Origin of the sequence: uncultured Cedecea sp. (assembly GCF_947498825.1) — a bacterium.
In the GTDB taxonomy this organism is placed as follows: domain Bacteria; phylum Pseudomonadota; class Gammaproteobacteria; order Enterobacterales; family Enterobacteriaceae; genus JGM124.
Map to the genome: position 1 here is coordinate 1 of NZ_CANMLV010000077.1, position 346 is coordinate 346.

Genomic DNA, 346 nt, shown 5'->3' on the forward strand with positions numbered 1-346 from the left:
GCGCTAAAGCAAAGCTAAAGGTCGCAAAACTCCACGCCAAAATTGCTGATTGCCGCATGGATAACTTGCACAAGTTGTCCCGCAGACTGATTAACGAAAACCAAGTTGTCTGTGTTGAGTCCCTGAAAGTGAAAAACATGATTCGCAATCCGAAACTATCCAAAGCGATAGCAGACGCAAGCTGGGGCGAGTTTACGCGCCAGTTGGAATACAAGGCTGAATGGGGCGGACGTACCGTTGTTGCCATTAATCAGTTCTTCCCTTCGTCAAAACGTTGCAGCGGTTGCGGTTACACACTGTCTAAACTGGCGTTACATACACGGTCTTGGGTCTGCCCTGAATGTGG

Annotated in this window: 1 protein-coding gene; it reads left to right on the top strand. The window is 48.8% G+C overall.

From position 1 onward, the window contains the following. A partial coding sequence (locus Q1A40_RS23005; RefSeq protein WP_300006101.1) for an RNA-guided endonuclease TnpB family protein occupies positions 1-346 on the top strand: 346 nt, incomplete at both ends.